At 73.6% G+C, this 20235-nt stretch carries 19 protein-coding genes; 11 read left to right on the top strand and 8 right to left on the bottom strand.

From position 1 onward, the window contains the following. Positions 1 to 2 precede the first annotated feature (2 nt). On the top strand, positions 3 to 1163 hold the full coding sequence (locus ACWDRB_RS22485) for a sensor histidine kinase (protein ID WP_449896517.1): 1161 nt from the start codon (positions 3 to 5) through the stop codon (positions 1161 to 1163). On the opposite strand, the gene ACWDRB_RS22480 is transcribed toward ACWDRB_RS22485, so the two are convergent. Together ACWDRB_RS22480 and ACWDRB_RS22475 are read right to left on the bottom strand one after the other, a co-directional pair. Beyond that, on the bottom strand, positions 1164 to 3989 hold the full coding sequence (locus ACWDRB_RS22480; protein ID WP_449896515.1) for an NACHT domain-containing protein: 2826 nt from the start codon (positions 3987 to 3989) through the stop codon (positions 1164 to 1166). Positions 3990 to 4063: 74 nt separating this feature from the next. Next, positions 4064 to 5941, bottom strand: a complete 1878-nt coding sequence (locus ACWDRB_RS22475; protein ID WP_449896513.1) for a propionyl-CoA synthetase — start codon at positions 5939 to 5941, stop codon at positions 4064 to 4066. Between the two features lie 45 nt (positions 5942 to 5986). On the opposite strand from ACWDRB_RS22475, the gene ACWDRB_RS22470 reads away from it, so the two are divergent. From ACWDRB_RS22470 to ACWDRB_RS22460, 3 genes are read left to right on the top strand one after another with little or no spacing between them, the layout of a single operon-like run. After that, entirely contained in the window at positions 5987 to 6625 is a 639-nt protein-coding gene (locus tag ACWDRB_RS22470) for a nucleotidyltransferase domain-containing protein (RefSeq protein WP_449896511.1), read from the top strand. Continuing rightward, positions 6622 to 7371 (top strand): nucleotidyltransferase domain-containing protein, encoded by a 750-nt coding sequence (locus tag ACWDRB_RS22465; protein WP_449896509.1) that lies wholly within the window; start codon positions 6622 to 6624, stop codon positions 7369 to 7371. Before ACWDRB_RS22470 ends, ACWDRB_RS22465 begins: the two co-directional genes overlap by 4 nt. After that, complete coding sequence (locus ACWDRB_RS22460) at positions 7368 to 10184, top strand: ATP-binding protein (protein ID WP_449896507.1); 2817 nt, start codon at positions 7368 to 7370, stop codon at positions 10182 to 10184. The genes ACWDRB_RS22465 and ACWDRB_RS22460 overlap by 4 nt, the downstream gene beginning before the upstream one ends. 1 nt (position 10185) lies before the next feature. Here ACWDRB_RS22460 and ACWDRB_RS22455 read toward each other — a convergent pair whose 3' ends face one another. After that, positions 10186 to 10959 (bottom strand): arylamine N-acetyltransferase family protein, encoded by a 774-nt coding sequence (locus ACWDRB_RS22455; RefSeq protein ID WP_355199043.1) that lies wholly within the window; start codon positions 10957 to 10959, stop codon positions 10186 to 10188. 36 nt (positions 10960 to 10995) lie between these two features. Further along, positions 10996 to 11931 carry a GNAT family N-acetyltransferase gene (locus ACWDRB_RS22450; RefSeq protein ID WP_449896505.1) on the bottom strand — a complete coding sequence of 312 codons (936 nt, stop codon included), beginning with the start codon at positions 11929 to 11931 and terminating at the stop codon, positions 10996 to 10998. Between the two features lie 130 nt (positions 11932 to 12061). On the opposite strand from ACWDRB_RS22450, the gene ACWDRB_RS22445 reads away from it, so the two are divergent. After that, a complete protein-coding gene (locus ACWDRB_RS22445; RefSeq protein WP_449896503.1) occupies positions 12062 to 12988 on the top strand; it encodes a hypothetical protein in 927 nt (308 codons plus the stop codon). 135 nt (positions 12989 to 13123) lie between these two features. Further along, positions 13124 to 13639 (top strand): hypothetical protein, encoded by a 516-nt coding sequence (locus tag ACWDRB_RS22440; protein WP_449896501.1) that lies wholly within the window; start codon positions 13124 to 13126, stop codon positions 13637 to 13639. A gap of 114 nt (positions 13640 to 13753) precedes the next feature. On the opposite strand, the gene ACWDRB_RS22435 is transcribed toward ACWDRB_RS22440, so the two are convergent. Then, positions 13754 to 14548 (bottom strand): class I SAM-dependent methyltransferase, encoded by a 795-nt coding sequence (locus ACWDRB_RS22435; protein WP_449896499.1) that lies wholly within the window; start codon positions 14546 to 14548, stop codon positions 13754 to 13756. A gap of 146 nt (positions 14549 to 14694) precedes the next feature. Here ACWDRB_RS22435 and def point away from each other — a divergent pair, with 146 nt between their 5' ends. The 5 genes from def to ACWDRB_RS22410 all read left to right on the top strand — a co-directional run bounded on the left by def (position 14695) and on the right by ACWDRB_RS22410 (position 18136). Next, positions 14695 to 15234, top strand: a complete 540-nt coding sequence (def, locus tag ACWDRB_RS22430; RefSeq protein ID WP_355199052.1) for a peptide deformylase — start codon at positions 14695 to 14697, stop codon at positions 15232 to 15234. 7 nt (positions 15235 to 15241) lie between these two features. Beyond that, positions 15242 to 15862: a helix-turn-helix domain-containing protein gene (locus tag ACWDRB_RS22425; protein ID WP_449896497.1), complete on the top strand. Its 621-nt coding sequence runs from the start codon at positions 15242 to 15244 to the stop codon at positions 15860 to 15862. Continuing rightward, a complete protein-coding gene (locus tag ACWDRB_RS22420) occupies positions 15855 to 17276 on the top strand; it encodes a pyridoxal phosphate-dependent decarboxylase family protein (RefSeq protein ID WP_449896495.1) in 1422 nt (473 codons plus the stop codon). The genes ACWDRB_RS22425 and ACWDRB_RS22420 overlap by 8 nt, the downstream gene beginning before the upstream one ends. Before the next feature lie 85 nt (positions 17277 to 17361). Continuing rightward, positions 17362 to 17778: a CBS domain-containing protein gene (locus ACWDRB_RS22415; protein ID WP_350734769.1), complete on the top strand. Its 417-nt coding sequence runs from the start codon at positions 17362 to 17364 to the stop codon at positions 17776 to 17778. Positions 17779 to 17788: 10 nt separating this feature from the next. Beyond that, positions 17789 to 18136, top strand: a complete 348-nt coding sequence (locus tag ACWDRB_RS22410; RefSeq protein WP_355199057.1) for an MmcQ/YjbR family DNA-binding protein — start codon at positions 17789 to 17791, stop codon at positions 18134 to 18136. Positions 18137 to 18151: 15 nt separating this feature from the next. Here the strand turns inward: ACWDRB_RS22410 and ACWDRB_RS22405 are convergent, their stop codons facing one another. The 3 genes from ACWDRB_RS22405 to ACWDRB_RS22395 are packed head-to-tail and all read right to left on the bottom strand — an operon-like array spanning position 18152 to position 20208. After that, entirely contained in the window at positions 18152 to 18379 is a 228-nt protein-coding gene (locus tag ACWDRB_RS22405; RefSeq protein WP_350734772.1) for a tautomerase family protein, read from the bottom strand. 33 nt (positions 18380 to 18412) lie between these two features. Further along, a complete protein-coding gene (locus tag ACWDRB_RS22400) occupies positions 18413 to 19354 on the bottom strand; it encodes a phosphotransferase family protein (RefSeq protein WP_449896492.1) in 942 nt (313 codons plus the stop codon). Then, positions 19354 to 20208: a D-alanyl-D-alanine carboxypeptidase family protein gene (locus ACWDRB_RS22395; protein ID WP_350734776.1), complete on the bottom strand. Its 855-nt coding sequence runs from the start codon at positions 20206 to 20208 to the stop codon at positions 19354 to 19356. The genes ACWDRB_RS22400 and ACWDRB_RS22395 overlap by 1 nt, the downstream gene beginning before the upstream one ends. Between the last annotated feature and the right edge of the window lie 27 nt (positions 20209 to 20235).

Raw genomic sequence — 20235 nt, 5'->3', positions numbered from 1 at the left:
GCATGCGCCTGCGTTTCGCCCTGGTCAGCGGGGGCGTGTTCTTCGTGGTCGCCGCCCTCGCGGTGGCCGCCGTCTACTTCGTCGTCCAGACGAGCCTCCAGTACCGGGCCTCCGTGTTCACCCCCGACGAGATCCGGGTGGATCGGGACGGCTACAGCCTCTACGCCCCGCGCTACCAGGACGGGTATGAGATAGCCAGGGGGTTCGCGCTCAAGACGCACCTCACCTACCAGACCAGCGTCCTCTCCAACCTGCGCACCGCCGGCGGGCTCGCGGTGCTCGCCGGCACCGGGGTGGCGTTCGGGATCGGCTGGCGGACGGCGGGCATGGTGGTGCGCCCGCTCAGGAACGTCACCGACACCGCCCGCCGGGTCGCCCAGAGCCACAACCTGAGCGAGCGGATCGGCTACGACGGCCCCCAGGACGAGATCAAGGAGCTGACCGACGTCTACGACACCATGCTCGCCCGGCTGGCGCGCTCGTTCGACGGCCAGCGCAGGTTCGTCGCGAACGCCTCGCACGAGCTGCGCACCCCGCTCACGATCAACAGGACGCTCGTGGACGTGGCCGTGCGGCGGCCGGACGCGACCGAGGACGTCAAGCGGCTCGGCGAGTCGCTGCTGCTGGTCAACGCCCGCCACGAGCGCCTGATCGACGGCCTGCTGGCGCTGGCCGAGGGCGAGCAGGCGGTGCTGGACCGGCGGCCGTTCGACCTGGCGGACGTGGCCGAGCACGTGCTCGACCAGGCGGCGGCCGAGGCGGCCGAGCGTGAGGTGACCATGCACCGGCTGCTCGACCCCGCGCCGACGGCGGGCGAGGCGGTGCTGGTGGAGCGGCTGGTGCAGAACCTCGTGGAGAACGCCATCCGGCACAACCACGCCAAGGGCGAGGTGTGGGTGACGACGCGGCGGCGGGCCGATCGGGTCGAGCTGGTCGTGGCCAACTCGGGGCTGCAGGTGCCGTCGTACGAGATCGAGACGATCTTCGAGCCGTTCCGGCGGCTGCACGGCGACCGGCTGCGCTCGGACCGGGGCAGCGGGCTGGGGCTGTCGATCGTACGGGTGATCACCGAGGCGCACGACGGCACGGTCACGGCCACGCCCAGGGACGAGGGCGGTCTGACGATCAGCGTGGAGCTGCCGGTCGGCTCCGAGCCGGCCTGATCAGTCCAGGCCCTGGATCTCCCAGAGCGCCGTCTCCGGGACGCCCGCCTTGACGAGCTGCTCCCAGGTGCCCACCCGGTCGGCCGGGTCGGCGAGCATGGCGCGCAGGAGCGGCCGCAGCTCCGTGTGGTCGGCGCCGTCCTCGGTCCACATCGCGCCCAGGGCCCGGTGCATGGCCGGCGACCGGACGGCCACGGTCCGCACCAGCTCGTCCAGGATGGCCAGGCGGTCCCGGTACGGCAGGAAGCGGCCCTCCCCCAGCGCCGCGACCAGCAGGTCGAGCAGGCGCCGGTGCCGGGCCGAGTGGCCGGTGGCGACCGCGACGACGACGTCGCCCATGCCGCCGGTCTCCGCGCCGCCGAGCACGACGTCCTCCTTGCCGTCCTCGAGCACGCGGTGCGCCGACAGGGCGGTCACCAGCCCGGTCCAGCCCTCCTGCCCGAGCTGCCCCTTCCACAGGTGGCTGAGCGAGGACCACTGCTCCAGGTGGTCGGGCCCGGACAGGATCGACGACACGCGGACCGGCTGCTCGGACGCGCAGACGATGAGCAGGGTGAGGTTGGCCGAGTAGGCGGCCAGGCGGCGGGTCATCGTGTGGCGTACCGGCCGGAATCCGATGAAGTGGCGGCGGGGCCGCTCGTGCAGCGACCGGCGCAGCAGCCCGGCCAGCAGCTCCACGCAGCGCTCGCGTACGGCGGAGGGCACCTCGTCCAGCAGCTCCAGGATGAACCCGACGGTCGGCCCACGCTCGGCCAGGCACGAGTGGGACGTGACCGCGTACAGCAGGTCGTCGTCCACGGCCTGCACCAGCGCGAGCGGCTCGTCGCCGGCCAGGCGGCGGCGGCGGTCGAGGTCGCGCAGCGCGTACATGGTCAGCCAGGCCACCAGGAACTCGCCGAACGTGGCGTGCAGGAAGGCGTGCCCGTTCCTGCGCACGAAGAAGAACCGCTCGGTGGCCTTGCGCGCCCAGTCGACGCGGGCCTCCCCTGGTTGATCGGGGTCGCCGGGGTCCTCCTCGCCGCCCTGGCACAGGGCGGGCAGGTCGCGGTTGAGCGCCTCGTCGGTGATGACCTGGCGGCCGCCGGCCAGCATGGACAGGGCCACCGCGCCGAGCAGGACCAGCTCCTGGTCGATGGCCACCCGGCGCACGCCGCCGGTCTCGCGTTCGGTGTAGTCGCGCAGCAGCACCTCGTACAGGCGGGCGCGCCCGAGCGGGCCGTGGTCGCGCTGCAGCGCGTTGCTGCCCGCGTCGTAGAGGGCCAGCAGCAGCAGGAGCAGCGGCTGCCTGGCCATCTCGCCGTGGACGAGCGCCGCCTCGGCGGGCAGGGGCTTCAGGTCGCGGCGGGCGAGCAGGCCGCGGTTGCGGCGGTCCCAGATGGTCAGCCACTGCCGCACCTGGTCGTCGTCGAACGGCTGGAGCTGCAGCCCCAGCAGTCCCTTGGGGAACCTGATCCGGTCGGCCACCACCGTGCGGCCGGTCACGATCACCGCCACCGGGCGGCCCAGCTCCGCCTCCCTGGTCTGGAACTCCTGCACCCGTTCGAGGTAGTCGTGGCGGTCGACCCCGCCCTGCACCAGCTCGTCGAACCCGTCGAGGAGGATCACCGGCATCGCCCCGTCGGCGGCCGTCACCAGCCCGGCGTAGTCCACCTCCGTCCCCAGCACCGTTCCGAGGGCCTGCTCGACCTGCGCGGTGACGCCCGCCCGCGCGGACACGCCGGCCAGCTCGACCCGGATCGGCAGGAACTCCGACCTGGCCAGCCGCGCGGCGAGCACCTCGGTGAGCTTGGTCTTGCCCGAGCCGGGCTCGCCCAGCACGAGCAGGGGCGCCTGGGTGGCGCGCAGCGAGGTCAGATGGCCCACCAGGAACGCCTCGGTGTCGGGCACCGGCCGCCGGTCCTCCCACCAGTCCAGCTGCGCGGGAGTGGCGTCCCGGGTCAGCTCGGCGACCCGGAAGCGGGGGCTGAGGTAGCCCTCGCCGAGCAGCGGGAGCCAGACGTCCTCGGGCAGCTTGCCGGCGTGCAGGAGGGGCTGGTCGAGCGCGTTGGCGGCCATCCTGGCCTGGTGGATCACCGGGCGGTCGCCCACCCGGGGCGGGGCCAGCTCGGCCAGCAGCCAGGCCACCCGCGACAGCGCCGTGGCGGGCGCCGGCTTCTCGGTGACGAGGCTGCGCACCCCGAACTCGTGGCTGTCGAGCGCCAGCGACCGGTAGTCCTCGTCGTAGATGCGCAGCGCGCGGGCGGGCGGGCCCTCGGCCAGTATGCGGGGCAGCAGGAGCTGGTCGTCGACCGTCAGGTCGTCCCAGACGCTCAGCCCGCCCACGTATCCGGCCATGGCCTCCGACATGCGCTGGTAGGCACGTTCCACGGCGAGGCGGGTCTCGGAGTAGGGCAGATGCGGCTCGGGCGTGGGCAGCCGCTCCAGCAGCAGGCTCGCCACCAGCCGGGCGAAGCGCTCGGCGGTCGGCACGCCGTGCGAGATCTTGCCGCCGCGGTCGAGCTGGTCGAGCGTGAACGGCAGCTTCGCCTCGCCGAGCGCCTCGAAGTAGGCCGAGATGACGATCACCGCGTGCGCGGAGGCCAGCCGCTGGGTGCGGGTGTACCGGTCGACGCCGCTCTTCAGCTCGGGCATGCGCCGCACGACGTCCTCGCCGTAGCCGACGATGCTGTTGCGCATGTCTGTCAGGCCCGTCGCGAGCTGCCCCGCCCCGGCCAGCGCCCAGCCGGTACGCGCCGCCGCCGCGGCGAACCCGACCACCTTGACGAGCCGGGCGTCCTTGCACCCGAGGATCCTCAGGGCATCGGCGTAGCTCGGGGTCTCGATCATGTGCCTTCTCCCGGGGACTGGGAGTCCCATCATGCGCTGTGCGGCCGGGCCTTTTGGCGGAAGTTACCGGGCCGTCATGTTCGCTTCATGGCCTCCTCGATCTCCGGCAGCGCCGCGGGATCCTCGATCGTGGAGGGCGTGGTGTACGGGTTGCCGTCGGCGATGTCCCGCATGGTCGCGCGCAGGATCTTGCCCGAGCGCGTCTTCGGCAGCCGGGCCACCACGACGGCGCGGCGGAAGGCGGCGACGGGGCCGATGCGCTCGCGTACCAGGGCGGTCAGCTCGCGCTCGATCTCCGCCGGGTCGCGGTCGGCGCCCGCCTTGAGCACCACGAACCCGACGGGCAGCTGGCCCTTCAGCTCGTCGGCCACGCCGATCACCGCGCACTCGGCGACGTCGGGGTGGGCGGCGATGACCTCCTCCATCGCGCCGGTCGACAGGCGGTGCCCGGCGACGTTGATCACGTCGTCGATGCGGCCCATGACGTAGAGGTAGCCGTCGGCGTCCACGTGCCCGCCGTCGCCGGTGAGGTAGTGGCCGGGGTAGCGCTCCAGGTAGGAGCGGGCGAAGCGGGCCTCGTCGCGGTAGAGGGTGGGCAGCGCGCCGGGCGGGAGCGGCAGCCTGACGGTGACGGCGCCGTCCACGCCCGGCGGGCACTCGTCGCCGCCGGGGTCGAGGATGCGCACGTCCCAGCCGGGGACGGGCTTGGTGGGCGAGCCGGGCTTGAGCGGCAGCGGCTCGATGCCGACGCAGTTGGCGGCGATGGGCCAGCCGGTCTCGGTCTGCCACCAGTGGTCGATGACGGGGATGCCGAGCAGGTCGGAGGCCCAGTGATAGGTATCGGGGTCGAGGCGTTCGCCGGCGAGGAAGAGGTAACGCAGCCCCGACAGGTCCCACTTTTTCGGGAAAAGGCCGGATGGGTCCTCTTTTTTGATGGCCCTGATCGCGGTCGGCGCGGTGAACAGCGTGCGCACCCCGTATGTGGACACCACCCGCCAGAACGCGCCCGGGTCGGGGGTGCCGACCGGTTTGCCCTCGTACAGCACGGTCGTGCAGCCGGCCAGCAGCGGCCCGTACACGATGTAGGAGTGCCCGACCACCCAGCCCACGTCGGAGGCCGCCCAGTAGACCTCGCCCGGGGCGGCGCCGTACACGTGGGACATGCTCCAGTGGAGCGCGACCGCGTGCCCGCCGTTGTCGCGCACCACGCCCTTGGGCAGGCCGGTGGTGCCGGAGGTGTAGAGGATGTAGAGCGGGTCGGTGGCGGCCACGCTGACGCAATCGGCCGGCTCGGCGTCGCGCACCGCCCGCGCCCAGTCGAGGTCGCGGCCCTCGTCGAGCTCGGCCACGGCCTGCGGCCGCTGCAGGATCACGCACCTGGCGGGCCGGTGCTCGGCCTGCTCCAGCGCGGCGTCCAGCAGCGGCTTGTACGCCACCACCCGCGACGGCTCGATGCCACAGGACGCCGAGAGCACCACCTTGGGCCTGGCGTGGTCGATCCGCACGGCCAGCTCCCTGGCCGCGAACCCGCCGAACACCACCGAGTGCACCGCCCCGAGCCGCGCGCAGGCCAGCATCGCGATCACGGCCTCCGGCACCATGGGCATGTAGATCACCACGGTGTCGCCCGCCGTCACGCCGAGGTCGCGCAGCATGCCGGCCGTCCTGGCCACCTGGTCGAGCAGCTCGGCGTACGTGTACGTGCGGGCCGTCCCGGTCACCGGGCTGTCGTATATCAGCGCCGCCTGGTCGCCGCGTCCGGCCGCCACGTGGCGGTCGACCGCGTTGAAGCAGGTGTTGAGCCGCCCGTCGGGGAACCACCGGCCGCCGGCCGTCACGGTCGCCGGCGCCACGTCCCAGGAGATCCCCAGTGCCGCCTCGGACCAGAACTCGTCGGGTTGCTCGATGCTGCGCCGGTAAGCCTGCCGGTAAGCCTCGCCATAACCGCTCACTTATCGATCAGACCAGTCCACGGGCCCATGGCGCAAGATATCCGGGTGACCGATGACATGATCCTTACCGTCGTCATGGGGTCGAGGGCGTACGGACTCGAGACGGAAGCCTCCGACACCGACCGGCGGGGCGTCTTCGTGGCGCCGACGGCCGCGTTCTGGCGGTTGGAGAAACCGGCGACGCACCGGGACGGGCCGCTGCCCGAGCAGTTCTCGTGGGAGGTCGAGCGCTTCTGCGTCCTCGCCCTCGAGGCGAACCCCACCGCGCTGGAGTGCCTGTGGTCCCCCATGGTGGAGGTGATCACGCCTGCCGGGCGGCGGCTGCGCGAGCTGCGCCGGGCCTTCCTGTCGGAACGGGCGCGGCACTCGTTCGCCGGGTACGCCGACTCGCAGTTCCGCCGGCTCGACCCGGCCGCGCCGAAGTGGAAGCAGGCCATGCACATGATCCGGCTGCTGCTCAGCGGCCTGCACCTGATCCGCCACGGAGAGCCGCTGGTCCAGGTGGGACCCTATCGGGAGCGGCTGCTGGCGATCCGGCGCGGCGAGGTGCCGTGGGCGGAGGTGGACGCCTGGCGGATCGAACTGGCCGCCGAGGTGGGCGCCGCCGGCAGCGTGCTGCCGGAGCGGCCGGACCGGGAGCGGGTGGAGGAGTTCCTGGTCGGCGTGCGAAAGGAGAACTTGTGAAGCTGCCCGATTGGCTGGCCGAGATCCCCGGCGAGCAGCCGTACCCGCTGATGTTCGCGACGGTGAGCGGGGCGCACCTGTACGGGTTCCCCTCGGTGGACTCCGACGTGGACCTGCGCGGCGTGCACGTGCTGCCGGTGGAGGAGGTGGCGGGGCTGCGGCACGGGCCGCAGACGCTGGAGCGGATGTGGACGCGCGACGGCGTGGAGGTGGACCTGGTGACGCACGACCTGGCCAAGTTCTGCCGATTACTGCTGGGGCGCAACGGCTATGTGCTGGAGCAGCTGCTGTCGCCGCTCGTCGTGACGTCGTCGCCGGTGCACGAGGAGCTGGTGGCGCTGGCCCCCGGCTGCCTGACGCGGCACCACGCCCACCACTACCTGGGGTTCGCGCGGACGCAGTGGCGGCTGTTCACCAAGCGCCTGGAGCTGAAGCCGCTGCTCTACACCTTCCGCGTGCTGGCCACCGGGACGCACCTCATGCGCACCGGCGAGCTGGAGGCCGACCTGACGCGCCTGTACGCGTACGGGCCCGCGTACCTGCCGAACCTGGTCGCCCGCAAGGTGGAGGCCGAGCACGTGCGCGCGCCCTCCACGCTCGGCCTGGAGGCGGACGTGGAGCGGATGACGGCCGCGCTGGAGGCGGCGCGTGACTCCTCCGTCCTGCCCGAGCGGGCCACGGCGGAGGCGGCGCTGCACGACCTGGTGGTGCGGGCGCGCGTGCGCGGGTGGAGCTCCCTGACGTGACGCCGACAGGCGCGGAGCCGGCAGACGCGCTCGGCGTCGTCGGCGGGGAGCTGGTGGGCAGGACGGACGCGCTCGGGGTCGTCGGCGGGGTCCTGGCGGCGGGGTCGGGGTGCGTGGTGGTGGAGGGACCGGCGGGCATCGGCAAGAGCCGCCTGCTGGAGGAGGCCGCGGCGCGGGCGCGGGTGCGCGGGACGGCGGTGGTGCTCGGCCGCGCCACCGAGCTGGACCGGGTGGCTCCCCTGTCTACCCTCCTCCGCCCGCTCGCCTCCGGTGGCGGGCCGCTGGGCCCGGGGTTCGGGGGTGACGGGTTCCGGGTGATCGAGCGGGTCGGTGAGGTGGTCGAGCGCTTCACGCGCTCCCGGCCGCTGGCGATCGTCCTGGACGACGTGCAATGGGCGGACGAGCTGAGCTTCCTGGCGCTGCGGCAGCTCGTACCGGGGCTGGCCGGGTCCCCCGTGGTATGGCTGCTGGGGCGGCGGCCGCTGCCCCAGCAGGAGGCGGTGGACCGGCTCATCGAGGAGGGTGCCCGGCGCTTGCCGCTGCCTCCGCTCGGCCCGGAGGAGGCGGCCGAGCTGAGCGCGCGCCTGCTCGGCTCCGCACCCGGCCCGTCGGTGCTGGAGCTGGTGCGGGGCAGCGGCGGCAACCCGTTCCTGCTGGAGGAGGTGCTGACGGGGCTGCGCGCCGAGGGCCGGATCTCGGTGCGCGATGGCGTGGCCGAGGTCGTGGCGGGCGGCGCGCACCCGGTCACGGGCCCAGCGGGTGGCAGGGCGAGTGGCGGGGCGGGCCGCGGGGCGGGCCGCGGGGCGGATGGCGGGGTGGGTGGCGCGGCGGGTGGCGGGGTGGCGTTGCCCGCCGGGTTCGTGGCGGCGGTCGAGATGCGGCTGCGCGACCTGTCCGCCGAGGCGCGGCGGCTGCTGGAGGCGGCCTCCGTGCTGCGGCGGCCGTTCTCGGTGCACGAGGCGGCGGGGGTGCTGGGGGTGACGGCGGGGGCGCTGTTCGGGCGCGTGGAGGAGGCCGTGAGGGCGGGCGCGCTCGTCGGTGAGGGGGATCGGCTGGCGTTCCGGCACGACCTCATCCGGGAGGCCGTCTACGGCGGGCTCGGCGCGCCCATCAGGACGGCGCTGCACCGGGAGGCGGCGTCCGTGCTGCGGGCCGAAGGCCGGCCGCCCGCCGAGCTGGCCGAGCACCTGAGGCATGGCGCCCGACGGGGGGACGCGGCGGCGGTCCGGGAGCTGCGGGCGGCTGCCGAGGAGATGACGGCCGCCGCCCCTTCGGCCGCCGCCGACCTGATGCTGCGCGCCCTCGAACTGGCCCACCCCCGCGACATCGCACCGGAGGCGACGCAAGGCACCACGCCGGAGGTCACACGCCGCACCACGCCAGAGGCCACGCGAGGCACCACGCCGGAGGCCACGCGCCACATCGCCCCGCTGCTGGCCGGGGCCGTGCGGTTGCTGGCTTCGGCGGGGCGGCTGGGTGAGGCCAGGGAGCTCGCCGACCGCCTCGGCGTACCGCTCACGGCGGCCGAGGAGGCGGGGGTCGCGCTCGGGCTGGCCGAGGCGCTCAAGCACATCGGCGACGACCGGGGCGTCATCCGGCGGACCGGACAGGTGCTGGGCCGCTCGGGCGTGCCGGGTCGGGAGCGGGCGCGGCTGCTGGCCGTACGGGCCCACGCGCTGATGATGACCGGCGAGATCGACGCGGCCGCCGAGGCGGCGGCCGGCGCGGTCGCGGAGGGCGAGGTGTTCGCCCAGGTGGTGGGGTTACAGGCGCGATCCACCGTGGCGCTGTTCCGGGGCGACCTCGACGGCGCGCTGCGGCACGCCGAACGGTCGGTGGAGCTGGCCGACGCGGCGGGCGGTGAGGCGGCCCACCGGCATCCGCGGTTGTGGCTGGGCGCGGCGATGGTGGCGCTGGACCGGTTCGAGGAGGCCGAGGGCCTGTACGCGGTGGTCGAACGGGAGGCCGGGCGGCTGGGCACGGCGTGGGCGCTGCCGCTGCTGCACCGGTTCAGGGCCGAGCTGCTGCTGGCCTGGGGGCGGCTCGACGACGCGGCGGCCGAGGCCGAGGCGGGGCTGCGGGTGGCCGGGCAGCTCTCGGCGATGGCGCTGGCCCCGGCGCTGCTCGGCGTGCTCGGCCATGTGGCGCTCCTCCGGGACGAGACGGAGGCGGCGCGTGGATACCTGGATCGGGGTCGCGAGCTGGCCGGGGAGGGGCCCGGCCTGGTGTCCGAGGAGCTGCGGTGGCGGCGCGAGCTCCTCGGCGAGGTGACGGGCATGGGCGCCTCCGATGGAGGCCCGTCCTATGGCGGGGCCCTGGCGTACCTGATCGTGCAGGAGCCGTGGACGGCGGCGCGGTGGCGGGCGGATCCGCGCGTGGTCGCGTGCGTGCGGGACCTCGCCCGCCGCAACCCCGGCGTCACGTCCCTCGCGGCCGGGCTCGCGCACGCGGAGGGCAGGCTGGACGAGGCCGTCGAGCTGTACCGGAGCGCCCCGCGGCCGCTCGGGCTGGCGGCGGCTCTGGAGGAGGCGGGGCGGCGGGAGGAGGCCTTCGAGGTCTACCGGTCGTGCGGAGCCGCGGCGGGAAGAGCGCGGCGGGGGGCGACAGGGCGCGGGTGGGCGGCGCTGACGGCCTCCGAGCTGCGCGTCGTCCGGCTCGTCGCCCAGGGCATGACGAACCGGGAAGCGGCGGCCGCCCTGTTCCTGTCGCCGCACACGGTCGACAGCCACCTCCGCCACGCGTTCGCCAAGCTGGAGGTGAACAGCCGGGTGGAGCTGACGAGGCAGGTGCTGGCGCACGAGCCCGGCCAATGAGTCAGCCCGTGCGGTCGGCCTGGAGCACGGGCAGCAACTCGCGGGCGTCCTCCTCGGTGATCTCGATCCCGAGGCGCTCGCGCAGCCCTTCGGCCAGCTCCGCGGGCGTGCTCGCCGCCAGGTCCTCGGCGCGGACGCGGGCGTCGGCCGTGGTGCGCTGGGCCAGCACGTGGTGGACGAACGGCGAGCGGGGGCTGTTGGCGACGTAGAAGTTGGCCACCTCGAAGTCGCTCGGATAGTGCGGCTCGTCCGGGCGGAACGCGTACAGCTCGGCCGGGCCCGCGTGCAGCACCCGGAAGTCGCCGTCCCGGCCCAGCCGCCACTCCCACGGGCCGGACCGCGCCGTCGCCCCGTCCTCGAAGGCGATCGGCACCACCAGCCCTTCACCTCCGAAGCCCACGTCGGCCAGCCACGTGCGGCCGTCCGCCTCGACGGTGAGCGTGGCGTGCGAGCGCGGCAGGTGGCGGCGGCCCAGCCGGATCCTGGCCAGGTGCCGGGTCAGGACGAAGCCGAGGCGTTCGAGCGCGGCGGCGAACAGCAGGTTCTGCTCGTGGCAGTAGCCGCCGCGCCCGCCCGTGACGAGCTTGTCCTGGAGGCTGCCCACGTCGAGGGCGATGCCCCGGCCGAGGACCACGTCGAGGTTCTCAAAGGGGATGGAGCGCACGTGCGCGAGGTGCAGCGCGCGCAGCGTCTCATATGTCGGCGCGAGCGGGCCGCCGTGTCCGATCCTGGCCAGGTACGCCTCAAGATCGAGCTTGTCGATGTCCCATGTCATGAGATCGACGATCTCGTACGCGACGGCCCGCCCGCATCACGCGTTCACGGGATTCGCCGACAGGACGAGCCTGATGGCGAAGTTGTGATAGCCGGCGCGTTCGAACGCCCTGGCCATCGGCATGTTGCCGGAGTCCGTGTCGGCCAGGATCCGCTGGACCCCGCGCTCGGCGTGGACGCGGGTGATCTCGCCGAGCAGGTCGTCCACGTACCCGTGGCCCCGGTGCTCGGGCACCACGCCGAGGTAGCCGACCACGGGCCCGCCGTCGTTGGCCGACGGCAGGGCGACCCCGACGAGGTCCCCGCTCTTGTCGTACGCCAGCCGCCACCACGACCGGTCGCCCCGCATGGACCGGTTGTCGCGGACGTCCTCGCGCGCCTGCTCCAGGGGGTCCATGGTGACCAGGGCCTGCCGGGTGTGGAAGTCGAGCGTCCCGACGGCCACCCGGCGGAACGCCTCCACGAACACCTCGTCGTCGTCATCCCCACGGAAGACGAGCCGGTCGGACGGCTCGGGGACGGGCCCGGCCGTCCATTCGTACCGGAGCCGTTCCAGCTCCTCGGTCAGCCCGGCGCGACCGGCCGCCTCCCAGCGCCAGGCGATGGCCGCCGATGCCTTCGGGTGGTCGCGCCAGCCGCGGGTGACGAACACGTGGTACTCGATCGCCCGCCCGTACGCGTCGTGGGCGCGGCGCAGCAGCTCTGCGGCCAGCCCCACGCGATCGTCCACCGACGGATGGACGTACACGCAGTCGAGCGCGAGGGGCCTGTCGCCGTCGGGGAAGCCCCACCAGACGGCGCGGGCCAGGATCTCGCCGTCGTCGGCGACGGCGAGCCAGATGCGGTCGTATCGGTAGTTGCCGCTCTCCAGGAACGAGAGCAGGCGTTCGGGATGCGCCCAGCTGATGGACTCGTCGACGACGCAGCCGAGCAGGCGGTCTAGATCGTCCTCGACCGCGGGACGGAAAAGCACAATTCCTCCGAGAAGTAGAAGCGGGCACCGTGAGTGCCCGAAGTAGTGCCGAACATCTCAGCGCCTCCTTTCTTCCGACTTTTCGGCGTCACGGGGCACTGTAGCGGAAATATCGCGACAGGATGGGCTCGTGAGGTCCTACGACGACACCCTGCCCCTGCAGCCCCCGATCCGGCTGCCCGAGGAGGCCACGCTCGCGGCGGCCGTCCGCGCCGCTCCCCTGGCCGAGGAGCTGAAGCCGGAGGGCTCCGACGCGGAGGTCCTGACCTTCTGGGCGGGCCACTGCCGCGAACGGCTGGCCGCCGACCAGGGGCTGCTGCTGGAGCTCATCAGGATGTTCCTGTCGCGTGAGCCGCATCCGGGCGCTGTGCCCGAGGTGCTGACCGGGCTGGGCCTGGTACGCCAGGCGGAGCCGTACACGCTGAGCTGGCTCGGCCTGTGGGCGGCGCGGCTGATCATCGCGGAGACCACGGGGCAGGAGGTGCCGGTCATCGGGTCGCTCGCGGACGCCGACGCCACCAAGCTGCTGCACGGCCTGCGCTCCTACCCGGAGACGGAACGCGGCGAGGAGCTGGCCGGGTGGCTCAAGGGCCGGGACCCGGACGCGGCGGTGGCCGAGATCGCCTCGGCGCTGGCCCCGGTGAGCCCGCTCAGCCGAGCGGTCGGCGTGGAGCTGCTGTCGTCGGACTTCGGCGAGGAGGGGAAGCGGGCGCTGGCCGGGCTGCTGGAGGAGCCCGGGCTCGGGGCGGTGATCGCCACCAGGACGGAGCGCGACGACCGCCCGGCCGCCCCGGAGGAGATCGCCTGGGTGTTCGTGGACATGGCGGCGGCGCTGCTGGAGTTCGGGGGCGAGGCGGGCGAGGTGATCGAGTCGATCGCCATGGGGATGGACGCGGAGGAGCAGGCGGGGACGGTCGCGATCCTGGCGTTCGGGGACCATCCGTGGACGGGGCAGGTGCTGCGGGTGCTCATCGACCACCACCCCGACGAGCGCGTCGCCGCCGCGGCCCGCAAAGCCTTGCGCCGGCTGCACGGGCTCGCGGACCTGCGCGGCTGACGTGCGGCGGCCCGGCGCTCGTACCTGGCGCTCGTGGCGGCTGGGCGCCGCCGACGTGCGCGGCAGGCGGTCCGGGGGTGGCCCGGGGTGCGCCGGGTGCCCGGGACGGCGGCGGGCGGCGGTAGAGTCGGCCCGGTGACGACGCATGCGATCTCCCCGCAGACCGGCATCCTGGGTGACGGGTTCGCCTGTGAGTGCGGCGCCGTGCTCGCCGGGCGGATGACGGCCGAGCTGCACGCCGCCGAGAACGGCCTGTGCTCGGTCTGCCTCGGATCCGGCCAGGAGGAGATGGCGCCCGGGCTGACGCACGGCTGCACGGCCTGCGCGGCCACCGGGGGCCGCAAGGAGCAGGTCATCTGGCAGCTCGCCTACGCCGAGGCCGAGCACCTCATCACGATCGCCGTCGTACGCGGGATCGTGGCGAACTTCGACGGGCCGTTCCACCTGTCGGAGGCCGCCGACGCGGTGCGGACCGGGATGGGGCTGCCCGCCGGACGGCTGCCGGTCGGCCCGCGGGTACGCGACCTGCTGCTGGAGATGCAGGCCGCGGGCGAGATCACCATGCTGTCGGCGCCGGACGAGATGATCGGCTCGGACATGGTCCTCTACCGCGACCCCCAATGGCAGCGGGCCCACACCCTGGGCCTGTGACCCACCCGGCGCGTGCCGGGGACGCGCGGCCGGGGAGGCTGCCGCGCCCGCTGACGCGCACCCAGGGGCTCCACAGCCGGGGACGCTGACCGCGCGCCGCGGCGCCGGGCGTCGTCAGGCGCGGCAGATGATCTCACCGTGGACGATGGAGATCCAGCCGTCCTCGGCCCCCGCCCACTTCAGCCACCCCTGCGAGATCCGCCGCAGGTCGGCCTCCGTGGCCGCGCCGGTCGACAGGGCCTGCTCGGCCATGGCGGAGCCCAGGATGCGGTCCGCCCACATCCCGCCCCACCAGGCCCGGTCCTCCGGCGTGGCGAAGCACCACGTCGATGAGGTGGCGGTGACGTCGGTGAAGCCCGCCGCCCTGGCCCACGACAGCAGCCGCCGCCCCGCGTCCGGCTCGCCGCCGTTCGCCCGCGCGAGCTTCTGGTACAGCGCCATCCACTCGTCCAGTTCCGGCAGCAGCGGATACCAGGCGAACGCCGCGTAGTCGCTGTCGCGCGCCGCCACGTACCCGGTCGGCTTGGTCACCCGGCCCATCTCCCGCAGCGCCCGCACCGGGTCGCCGACGTGCTGCAGCACCTGGTGCGCGTGGACCACGCAGAACGTGTCGTCGGGGAAGTCGAGGGCGTGCGCGTCCGCGACGGCGAAGTCGACGTTGTCCAGCCCCCTGGCGGTGATCTCGGTCCTGGACAGCTCGAGCGCCTCCTCGGTCACCTCCGACGCCGTCAGGTGGCCGACCAGGCCCGCCAGGTCGGCGGCGATCGTGCCGGGGCCGCTGCCCACGTCCAGGACCTTCATGTGCGGCTTGAGGTGGGGCAGCAGGTACGCGGCCGAGTTCTCGGCGGTGCGCCAGCGGTGCGAGCGCAGCACGGACTCATGGTGGCCATGCGTGTACACGGCGTTCATCGGCAAACTCCTTCGTTTCCGCTCCGACGCCGATCACTCTAGCGCTCGTCTCATCATCCAAGAAGAAACGTCTTGAATATCGAGACAGCGAAGAGACCGTAAACTTTGTTGCGAAACGTTCGCAAATTCGGAGAGAGGCGTTGGTCGTGGGAGAGGTCCGGCCGATCGTGCACGTCGGAGACCCGGTGCTGCATCACCCGTGCGAGCCGGTCACCCGGTTCGACGACGCGCTGGCGGCGCTGGTGGAGGACATGTTCGCGAGCATGTACGCGGCGGAGGGCGTGGGCCTGGCCGCCAACCAGATCGGCGTGGCCCTGCGCGTGTTCATCTACGACTGCCCGGACGCGGACGGGGAGCACCACAAGGGCGTCGTCGTCAACCCCACCCTGGAGCTCCCCGAGGTGGGCGAGCGCCATCTCGACGCGGACGACGAGGGCTGCCTGTCGGTGCCCGGCCAGTACGCGCCGCTCCCCCGCCCCGACCACGCCACCGTGCACGGGTTCGACGCCGCCGGGGAGCCCGTCACGGTCGAGGGGACGGGGCTGCTGGCCCGCTGTCTCCAGCACGAGACCGACCACCTCGACGGCTACCTGTACATCGACCGCCTTCCCGCCAAACGCCGCAAGCGGGTGCTGGCCGCCTATGAGGAGGCCCGTTCCACTATCGCGGACAAAGCACCGCTATAGTGGAGGAATGGAAGGCGAAGGGGTCCTGTCGAGCGGCCTGTCAATGGCCGAGCTCGGGCTGCGGATCCGCACGGAGCGGCGGGCGCGCGGGCTGACCGTCGAGCGGCTGGCCACGCTGAGCGGCATCAGCCGGAGCATGGTCTCGGAGGTCGAGCGGGGCGCCAAGACCCCGACGGTGCTGGTGCTCGACCGGCTGGCCACGGCGCTCGGCACGTCGATCGCCCGGCTGCTCGACGAGCCGGCGCACTCGGCGATGCGCGTGCTGCGCCACGCCGGGCAGCGGGTCCTGCGCGACCCGTCCGGCTGGGAGCGCCGCGTGTTGTCGCCGGTGCTCGGGGACGTGGAGTTCGAGTTCATGCGGACGACCCTCGGGCCCGGCGTGGACGCGGGCGAGTTCGCGCCGCACGCGCCGGGGTCGCGGGAGTACCTCGCGGTCGAGCGCGGCAGCCTGCGGCTGACGATCAACGGCAGGCCGTACGAGCTGGCGACCGGCGACTCGGCCTACTACCCCGGCGACTGCCGCCACGCCTTCGCCAACGACGGCGCCGACGAATGCGTCTACTACCTCGCCATGGAGCTGGGCGGCGCCGGACAGCACGACCCCTGGAAGGAGCCCTCCGATGGCTGATCTCCACCCGACCGACGTGGCCGCGGCGGCGGCGATCGCCGCCGAGCACCTGGCGGGCCTCGGCGAGCGGCCCGTGTGGCGGCCCGTGCCGGAGGCCGAGCGGGCCTGGCTGAGCGGTCAGGAGCTGCCCGAGCGCGGGCGGCCCCTCGGCGAGCTGCTCGAGGACGCCCGTACGCATGTGCTGCCGTACCCCATGGGCAACGGCCACCCCCGCTTCTTCGGCTGGGTGAACTCCCCGCCCAATCCCGCGGGCGTGCTCGTCGAGCCGCTGGCCGCCGCCTTCAACCCGAGCTGCGCCGGCGGCGACCACGCGGGCCCGCACCTGGAGCGCGCGGTGGTGCGGTGGCTGGCCGAGCTGGTCGGCTTCCCGCACCCGCCGGGTGGCGGCCTGCTGACCAGCGGCGCCTCCATGGCCACCGTGATCTGCCTGGCCACCGCCCGCCAGCGGGCCGCGCTCGCCGACGGCTGGGACGCCCGCGAGGAGGGCCTGTCCGGGCGGCCGCCCATGGTCATGTACGTCACCGAGGAGGGCCACAGCTGCCTGCACAAGGCCGCCCAGCTCCTCGGCCTCGGATCGCGGCAGGTCCGCGTGGTCCCGGTGGACGGCACGTACCGGATGGACGTGGGCGCGCTCCGCACCATGGTCGAGGAGGACCTGCGGGCGGGCCTGCGGCCGTTCTGCGTGGCGGGCAGCGCGGGCACCGTCAACTCCGGCGCGGTCGACCCGCTCGACGAGATCGCCGACGTGGCCGCCGAGCACGGGCTCTGGTTCCACGTGGACGGCGCGTACGGCGCGCTCGGCGTCCTGGCCGACGGCGCCGCGCCGCATTACGCGGGCCTGCAGCGGGCCGACTCGCTGGCCCTCGACCCGCACAAGTGGCTCGGCGTCCCGGTGGGCTGCGGCTGCGCCCTGCTGCGCGACCCGGGGGCGGCGCGGGCCGCGTTCAGCCTGGTGCCGTCGTACCTGATCGACGACAACGCGGGCGATCTGGGGTGGTTCTCCGAGTACGGGCCCGAGCAGACCCGCCCGTTCCGCGCGCTGAAGACCTGGGCCACGCTGTCGCACCTGGGCCGCTCCGGCGTCGAGCGCCTGGTGAACCACACGACCGGGCTGGCCCGCACGCTCGCCGCCATGGTCGAGGAGGCCGCCGACTTCGAGCTGCTGGCGCCGGTCACCACCTCGATCACCGCCTTCCGTTACCGATCCGGCCCGGACAGGTCGGACGCTGATGACCTGGATGCCCTCAACCGGGCGATCCCGGGCGCGGTTCAGGCGCGCGGGAACGCGTTCATCACCGGCACCCGGCTGGGCGGCCGCGACGCGCTGCGCGCCTGCTTCCTGCACCCGGACACCACCGAGCGGGACCTGACCGTCCTGCTGGAGGAGATCCGCCTGGCGGCCAAGACGTTCTAGCCGAACGCAGAGACCCGGCAAAGGCCGGTGAGCCGCGCATCCGCCCGGGTAGGGGGTCGGGGACCGATCAGGCAGGAGGATCCCCATGGCCGACACCGTGGCAGAGGTCATGACGTCCCACCCGGCGGCGGTCGAGGCCGACCAGCCGGTGTCCGTCGCGGCCGCGCTGATGCGCGATCACGACACCGGCGCCGTGATCGTCAACGAGAACGGCCGGATCCAGGGCATCATCACCGACCGCGACATCGCCGTGCGCGTCGTCGCGGCCGAGAAGTCCTCCCAGACGCCGGTACGCGAGGCGTGCAGCCCGTACGTCGAGGCCATCGACCCCGACACCACCATCGACCAGGCGGTGCGGATCATGCGCTCGCACGCCGTCCGCCGCCTGCCGGTGCTGGAGGACGGCCGCGCGGTCGGCATCGTCAGCCTCGGCGACCTGGCCCTGGAGCGCGACCCGCACTCCGCGCTCGCCGACATTTCGGCCGCGGAGGGCAACCAGTAACGTTTGCCCCGTGTTCACAGTCGACGATGTACGGCAGTTCGCCCGCACGCTCCCCCGCTCGTCGGAGCACCTCATCCGGGACCGGGTCAAGTTCCGCGTAGGCAAGATCGTCTACGTGGCGTTCTCGCGCGACGAGACTCTGATGGGCTTCGGGTTCCCGAAGGAGGAGCGCGCCGCCCTGGTGGCGGCCGAGCCGGACAAGTTCCTCATGCCCGGAGAGTCCGACCTGCGCTTCAACTGGGTGGTGGCGCGCATGGACGCCCTCGACCCGGCCGAGATGCGGGAGCTGGTCCTGGAGGCGTGGCGGATGTGCGTGCCGAAGAAGGTGCGCCTGGAACAGCAGGCCCAGGCCCTGTGACACGCCCGCGGCAGCTCATCGGGGTCGCAGGCCCGCGGCCATCGCCTTCACCTCGGCGGTCGTCACCGGCTTCCCGCCGACGCCCCAGTCGCCGCTCTTGACCTCCTCCACGATGACCAGGGTCAGTGGGCGCATGTTCTCGCCCTCGATGGCGACCATCACGTCGGTCAGCTTCTCCACCATCTCGGCCTTCTGAGCGGCGCTGAACACGCCCTCGATGACCTTCACGTTGATGAGCGGCATGGCTTCCCCCCTCCAGCGGACCTGCCCCCGCGCCTAAGGGGCAAACCCGGTCAGCCGCCGTCGCAGCCAGTGCAGCGACGCCTTGCCCAGCGCGGTGGCCATGTCGATCAGGTGGCGATCGGCGCCCGGCCCGGCGCCGGCCGCCAGCCGCAGCAGGAAGCCTGCGTGCACGGTGAGGAAGGCGTCGATCGCCTCCGGGGGAAGGTCGCGGGTCAGCGGATGCTCCTGGGCGAGCGGCTGCGGGTCCACCCCGCTCAGCGAGGCGCTCGACAGCAGGGTGAGCACGTCGCAGTGCGCGGCCCCGACCCACGCGTGGGGCCAGTCGACGACGAGGACGCGGTCCGGGGTGAGCATGATGTTGAACGGATAGAGATCTCCGTGCAGGAGCGTCTCACCCGCCAGGGACGGAGCGGCCGCCTCCTCCAGCGCGACCAGTTCGTCCAGATGATCGCCGGCCCACCGCGACGGCATGGCGCCGCCCTCGTCCGCCAGCGCGCGCCACCCGCCGAGCCGTGGCCGGGCGAGCATGGCCGGGTCGATCGGCGACGGGGTCAGCACCCGCGCCAGCCCGGTCGCGGCGGCGAGCACCCGGTCGAGCTCGTCGCGTACCCACGGCTGGGCCGGCAGCCGTCCCTCGACGTCCTCGAACACCAGGGCCACCCACGTGCCGTCGTCATGGGCGTGGAGCAGCCGCGGCGCCGGCACCCCGGCGGGGAGCCGCCGGGAGACCCCGATCTCCCGGCGGTGGAACTGCGCCACCCCCGGCGCCACGAGCGAGCTCGCCGCCTTGACGAACGCCCGCCCGCCGTCGGCGAGGCGCAGCCGGGCGGCCACGCCTTCGGAGAAGCCGCCCGGCTGGCCGGCCGCGCCGACCACCTTGCTTCCGAGCAGCTTCTCGATCGCCGTCCGCACCTCGGCGGGCACCTCGGCCCAGGTGATGCGCCGGCCGCCGGTGGCGTGCGGCATGCCCGTCATCAGGAAAGGCCGCGATACAGGTCGCCCGTCAGCTTGGTGACGCGGGTGACCGAGGAGGCCCACGTGCCGCCCGCCGGGTGCGCCGTCAGCACCGCCATGACGTACCGCTCGTTCTTGCCCACCAGTCCCGTCGTGTGCAGCACCGGGCGGCCGTAGTCGGGCACGCCCGAGCCGGTGGCGCGCTGGGCGATCCACGAGATGGGCGCCCCGACCGCCCGGGCGCCGGAGCACCGCGTGGGCGGCGTGTCGCCGAACCCCGACCAGCCCTGCTTGACCGCCCACGGCCGTGGCACCGCGCCGGGGATCCCGAACGTCTGGTCGAAGCCGTCGGTCCCGCACGGCGTGGACTGCCGCAGGTGCCCCAGGATCGTGTCGCGGACCCTGGGCTCGGCCCTGTCGAGCAGGTAGCGGTACGTGCGCACGATGTCGTACGCGCTCAGCGAGGTGTAGCCCCAGAAGCCGGGCTTGGAGGCGGGCGGCGGCGCGGTGTCGGACAGGCCGAGCTTGCGCGCCATCCGCACGATGATCTGCCCCTTTCCGGCGCGGTCCCAGAACGCCGAGGCCGCGTCGTCGTCGCTGGAGCGCAGCATGATCTTCAGCAGCCGCGCGTCGGCGGCCGGCACGCTCTTGCGCCGCTCCAGGTAGTCGATCGCGATGAGGATCTTGACGACCGAGGCCGAGCGGAACTTCCGGTGCGCGTTGCGCGTGGCCACGAACTTGCCCGCCTGCCGGTCGAACACCAGCCACGACGCCGTGGTGCCCGCGGGCACCCGCGGGGCCGCCTGGGCGGGCGTGGCGAGCCCGACGACAAGGGGGACGGCCGCCATCGCGGCGGCCAGGGGCTTGCTTCGCATTCGCCTATACCTACCAAGCCTTGACCC

It is taken from the genome of Nonomuraea sp. NPDC003707, assembly GCF_053587055.1.
Note: the sequence above shows the minus strand (reverse complement) of the source record. Positions and strands in the feature narration are given on the sequence as shown.

What these genes read in the sequence shown, in the direction of transcription:
- ACWDRB_RS22485 (WP_449896517.1), top strand. Translation starts at nt 3, where the DNA reads ATGCGCCTGCGTTTCGCCCTGGTCAGCGGGGGCGTGTTCTTCGTGGTC.
- ACWDRB_RS22425 (WP_449896497.1), top strand. Translation starts at nt 15,242, where the DNA reads ATGGAAGGCGAAGGGGTCCTGTCGAGCGGCCTGTCAATGGCCGAGCTC.
- ACWDRB_RS22435 (WP_449896499.1), bottom strand. Translation starts at nt 14,548, where the DNA reads ATGAACGCCGTGTACACGCATGGCCACCATGAGTCCGTGCTGCGCTCG.
- ACWDRB_RS22405 (WP_350734772.1), bottom strand. Translation starts at nt 18,379, where the DNA reads ATGCCGCTCATCAACGTGAAGGTCATCGAGGGCGTGTTCAGCGCCGCT.
- ACWDRB_RS22480 (WP_449896515.1), bottom strand. Translation starts at nt 3,989, where the DNA reads ATGATCGAGACCCCGAGCTACGCCGATGCCCTGAGGATCCTCGGGTGC.
- ACWDRB_RS22415 (WP_350734769.1), top strand. Translation starts at nt 17,362, where the DNA reads ATGGCCGACACCGTGGCAGAGGTCATGACGTCCCACCCGGCGGCGGTC.
- ACWDRB_RS22400 (WP_449896492.1), bottom strand. Translation starts at nt 19,354, where the DNA reads ATGACGGGCATGCCGCACGCCACCGGCGGCCGGCGCATCACCTGGGCC.
- ACWDRB_RS22420 (WP_449896495.1), top strand. Translation starts at nt 15,855, where the DNA reads ATGGCTGATCTCCACCCGACCGACGTGGCCGCGGCGGCGGCGATCGCC.
- ACWDRB_RS22455 (WP_355199043.1), bottom strand. Translation starts at nt 10,959, where the DNA reads ATGACATGGGACATCGACAAGCTCGATCTTGAGGCGTACCTGGCCAGG.
- ACWDRB_RS22395 (WP_350734776.1), bottom strand. Translation starts at nt 20,208, where the DNA reads ATGCGAAGCAAGCCCCTGGCCGCCGCGATGGCGGCCGTCCCCCTTGTC.